Origin of the sequence: Paraburkholderia sp. UYCP14C, assembly GCF_004197395.1 — a bacterium.
GTDB lineage: Bacteria > Pseudomonadota > Gammaproteobacteria > Burkholderiales > Burkholderiaceae > Paraburkholderia.
Genome location: NZ_SELS01000193.1, coordinates 1 through 2,734 on the forward strand (window position 1 = coordinate 1; position 2,734 = coordinate 2,734).

At 61.8% G+C, this 2,734-nt stretch carries 2 protein-coding genes; both read right to left on the minus strand.

Annotated features, from left to right (window positions below):
- Positions 1-309 precede the first annotated feature (309 nt).
- A complete protein-coding gene (gene sctC, locus EVC45_RS44100; protein ID WP_129964300.1) occupies positions 310-2,115 on the minus strand; it encodes a type III secretion system outer membrane ring subunit SctC in 1,806 nt (601 codons plus the stop codon).
- A gap of 310 nt (positions 2,116-2,425) precedes the next feature.
- The coding region (locus tag EVC45_RS44105) for a transposase (RefSeq protein WP_248295485.1) at positions 2,426-2,734 on the minus strand (309 nt) is incomplete at its 5' end.

Genomic DNA, 2,734 nt, shown 5'->3' on the forward strand with positions numbered 1-2,734 from the left:
TTGCGGTGCTGTCCGCTCGATAAGGTCTCCTGCATATAGGGAACTTCTCAACCCGCTTGCCTATTTGCACCAGAACCAAGATGGTCAGGTCGAAGGGTGGGACAGCGGACTTGTTCACCTTCCTGAACGGGATCGCCTCGCGGCGTCACCAATGCTGGGTCCGCATCAGTCCCTGGACCACGTTCCATATCGGGGTAAAACACCAAAGAGCAGACGGCCGCTCCCTCCGACGGCGTTCAGTGTAGCGGCTCGGCCAGAGTTTCTGCCATTCGGGAAAAGGCGCGCCCCTTTGAGGATGTTCTATAGTATCTAGAACTCGATGACGCGAGGTGACAGCAGAAAGAGCCGCTCCATATGACGGTGCTGGTCGTCGCGATAGCGGAACAGTGCGCCGATGAGTGGGATCTTCGAAAGAACCGGCACACCGGTCTCGCCATTCGTAGACGTATAGACCCGATAGCCGGCAATCAGCAGACTCTCGCCCTGTCTGACGAACGACTCGGTATTGATCGTGCTGGTGGTGATCATCGGAATGCCGTCGACCCGCTGGGGTGTAATCTCGCCGTCCTCGATATGAACGTTCAGCTTGATATCCGTCCTGCCGTTTTCTTCCACGACGAGCGGCAGCACTCGCAGCGACACGCCGCTCGACACACTGTACAGGTCCGCCGATGAGTAGCCCGCGACGCGCACGAAAAAACGTGTTTTCTGGTCCATCACGGCCTCGACATTATTGAGCGTGGCGACTTTCGGGCGCGCGTCGATTTTGGCGAGATTGCTCTTCTGCAGCGCGTTCACGCGCGCGAGCAGATAACGGCCCGCGTTACCGAGCACGGCCGTGAGCGACCCGCCTGTGCCGTCCAAAAGCGCCTGAGCGCCGAAGGGCGGATCGATGTTGCCGTTGTAACCGTTCTGCTGCGTCGTGCCGTTGCCCGTCTGGATATCAATGTGACTGTTCTGCGTACGCCAGTCCACGCCGACCTGCTCAAGCGCGTCGTCGTCGATCTCGATGATATGTGCCTCGATTTCGATCATGCTCGGCCGCACATCCAGCTTGTCGACCAGACTCTGGTACTGCGCGAGACGTTGCGGCACGTCGCGGATCAACACCGAATTCGTGCGCGAATCGGCTTCGATCACGGGCAGCGTCGGGCTGCTGCTCGCCGATGTATCGCCGCGGCCGCCCCCTTCGCCGAGATCAGAGGAGCCAATCGACTGCATGCCCGGGCCGCCGCCGGCCGCCATGCCGTTCAGCAATCCGCCGAGGCCCGGCGCGACGCCGCCGTTTGCCGCGAAGCCGGCTGGCAACGGGGGATTTACGCCGGTTTCGTGGCCGCCACCGTCGGTGCTGCCGGTCACGTCGGGCGTCGGCTGCAGGCGGCGCATTGTCGGGTCGTTTGCTGTGCGGCTGGCCGCCTGCTCATAGCTGTCCGTGCCGTTGCCCCCCCGCTGGTCGCGCGGATGGTACATGGTTGACAGCACATCCGCGACGCCGGACACCGCCACCGTCTTACCGTCGATCTGGACATTGTGCTGCGCGGCCCACGCATGGCGCAGCGGGAACACGCGGATCTCCGAGCCGGAGCGCTGTGCCGCACTGTCGTCGAGCCGGCGCGCGATTTCGGAGACGAGCTGCACATACGCTTGCGGGCCGCTCACGAGCGCGGCGTCCTGGTTCTCGTCGTAAGTGATCGGAAAGCGCGAATTCTCAATGCGCAGCTGCGCGAGCGCCGCGCGCAGATCGGCGGCGCTCGCATGAGCGAGCTTGATCACGTGCCGCGTGACGGTGTTCGCGTCGCTGATCGACAGCACATTGCCGTCGCAAAACCACACGAAGCCGAAGCTCGACGCCAGTGTGTCGAGAAAACGCTGCGGCGGCATGTCGAAGCTGCCACTCACGATGCCGTGCACGTCGCCAGAAATGGTTGCGGGTACACCTTGTCCAGCGGTGAAATCGCGCAGCACGTCTTTCACGTCCTGCCCTTCGGCGGTGACGTGGACGACAGCACTTCGCCACTGGACGGCTGCGGCTTCGGCAGGCGTCGCGAGCAACGCAGACAATGCGAACACAAGAGGCACTGCTAGCCGGGCAGCAAGCACGATCCTTTTCTTCATGAATTCACCGAGGTAAAAGATGTCAGGATGGCCCTAGTGCAAATATCGCTGGGGCAAATCGGTTAAGGCGTCGGGCTGAACCAATTGAGAGCCCACGATGAGCAGGCTCTCAAGCAACTGATTGCGGGTTTCAAGCAGACTGAAGTTGCATTTGATCAGTAATGCATATGTTTCATGAAATGCATGAGTTGGCAAGACAGGCAACGCGAAGCGGAAGTGTGATTTGCGAAGTGATCGACATGGTAACGACGCGCGCGGCCATGGCGCAATGCGCCGGCGAAGTAGCGACAGGCCGCCCTGAGGGCCGCGATCAGCTGCGGCAGTAGTGCCTCAGGTTGATCATCGTGTAGGCGAGCGTCTTGAGCGCGTAGTGCACGGCACTGATGCGTTCGAAGCGCAGCAGCAGGCGGCGGAAGGTGTCCTCCCAGGCGAACACGCGCTCGATGGTGCTGAAGCGCTCCGCGAAGATGGCCGCGTCGAAATGCCGTCTGCGACCGCGCTTCGGTGCCTTGCGCCCACGCGGGTTCTCGGGAATGTTGGGCCTCATGCCGCGGTTGAAGATCGCACGGCGGTTTTCGCGGCAGTCGTAGACGCCATCCAGACTGACGGTTGAGCCCTG

Excerpts from the sequence above, each read along its gene's own strand:
- sctC (WP_129964300.1), bottom strand. The coding sequence starts at position 2,115 with ATGAAGAAAAGGATCGTGCTTGCTGCCCGGCTAGCAGTGCCTCTTGTG.